The sequence below is a fragment of the Vibrio hepatarius genome (genome assembly GCF_043642085.1).
GTDB lineage: Bacteria > Pseudomonadota > Gammaproteobacteria > Enterobacterales > Vibrionaceae > Vibrio > Vibrio hepatarius_C.
This window is the reverse complement of record NZ_JBHZSA010000045.1, coordinates 1-1,396: the sequence shown is the minus strand read 5'-3', so window position 1 is coordinate 1,396 and position 1,396 is coordinate 1. Positions and strand designations below refer to the sequence as shown.

Sequence of the window (1,396 nt, the reverse complement as noted above, 5' to 3'; positions counted from 1 at the left end):
TAACGCCAAATTAAGGTGTGAACAACGCTAACCACCCTACCTAAACCATTGTGCCATAAACACAAAACTAGACTGAAGTGAAAGCGCCGAGCGTTGTGAATCACTCTTAAATTTATTGTTATGCGAGTGCCTCCCAAAAACTATCAGACAATTCTGACAACTAAAGTTGTAAAAATACAACTTCATATGAACAGTGTTTTTTTATAGGGTAAATCCATTGTAAAGGAGCCCCAAATATGAAAAAAATAACTCTACTTTCACTTGCTATCACCTGCCTATTACCAACACTATCCTATGCTCAACCAGTATCAAGTACCGCTGGGCTAAGTTACGAGTTCAGTAACATAAAGGTTGGTAACACTACCGCTCACGTAAATGGCCCAAAGTTTCAAGCGTCCTCCGAATTACCTTGGGGAAACATCAAAGGTGCTGCTGCAACGCTGTCAGATGACTCGATCGACTACAGTTATTACACCCTAGCTATAGAAAAGCCAATACCGCTCCAATCTTCTAATTTCTACATTTCACCTGAAGCCGGAATTACATATGCGGATTACTCTGATAACTCATACCACAAATCAGATTTCGGTCCCGAGGTAGGCATGTCTATTGGATACAACGTAAATGAGAAGCTTCAAGTTCAGAGTAACTACAACCATTTGTTTGGGATGAAATCTGGCGAAGTTAACGTAGAGGAAGATAGCGTTAGCTTGGGAGTTAAATACCGCTTTAACTAAAATGTAAAACCCACCTATTGATGGTGGGTTCAACTCGCATAACGCCAAATTAAGTAGTGAGCAACGCTACCACCAACCTAAAACATTGTGCCGTAAACACTAAAACTGATTCAAACCGAAAGTGCCAAGCGTTGCGAATCTGCTTAAATTTATTGTTAGCTGAATTGTTACTGAGGAGCCTTTACTACAAAGCCCTTCTCGATACCTGACTGGAAACCTACTTTCTCGTAGAGTCTGTGAGCTGAAGTTCGAGTTTCACCAGACAAAAGTACAACTTGATAACACCCTTTGCTCCATGCTAACTCAAGAGCCTTTTCCATAACCTTTTGACTTAAGCCCATACGGCGGAAGTCTTCGCTTGTAATCACGTGTTCAATAATACCAAACGGTTTTCCAGCATTCGTTACCGTTGGCACTATTCCTAACTGACATGTCGAAGCTAGAGTGCCGTCAACTTCTGCTACTACAACCATAGTATTGGCATTGTTTTGTATCTCTTCCCACGTGGAAGCAAGTTGCTCCGCTGTCCTTTCTGGATCGTTTCCACGAAGCTCTTTGTACAGTTTTAGTACGCCAGGGAGATCATCCTGATTGGCTATACGAATAAATTCCATTTTATCTTCTTCCATATTTGCTAATTAGGGGATTTAGCTAACGCC

General features: G+C 41.3%; 2 protein-coding genes. One reads left to right on the top strand and one right to left on the bottom strand.

Annotated features, from left to right (window positions below; genetic code table 11):
• Window positions 1-236 precede the first annotated feature (236 nt).
• The gene (locus ACHUFZ_RS21210) at window positions 237-737 is read left to right on the top strand and encodes an outer membrane beta-barrel protein (RefSeq protein ID WP_394128710.1); all 501 of its coding nucleotides are present in this window, start codon (window positions 237-239) and stop codon (window positions 735-737) included.
• Between the two features lie 167 nt (window positions 738-904).
• On the opposite strand, the gene ACHUFZ_RS21205 is transcribed toward ACHUFZ_RS21210, so the two are convergent.
• Window positions 905-1,351 carry a GNAT family N-acetyltransferase gene (locus ACHUFZ_RS21205; protein WP_394128709.1) on the bottom strand — a complete coding sequence of 149 codons (447 nt, stop codon included), beginning with the start codon at window positions 1,349-1,351 and terminating at the stop codon, window positions 905-907.
• Window positions 1,352-1,396 lie beyond the last annotated feature (45 nt).

What these genes read in the sequence shown, in the direction of transcription:
- ACHUFZ_RS21205 (WP_394128709.1), bottom strand. Translation starts at nt 1,351, where the DNA reads ATGGAATTTATTCGTATAGCCAATCAGGATGATCTCCCTGGCGTACTA.
- ACHUFZ_RS21210 (WP_394128710.1), top strand. Translation starts at nt 237, where the DNA reads ATGAAAAAAATAACTCTACTTTCACTTGCTATCACCTGCCTATTACCA.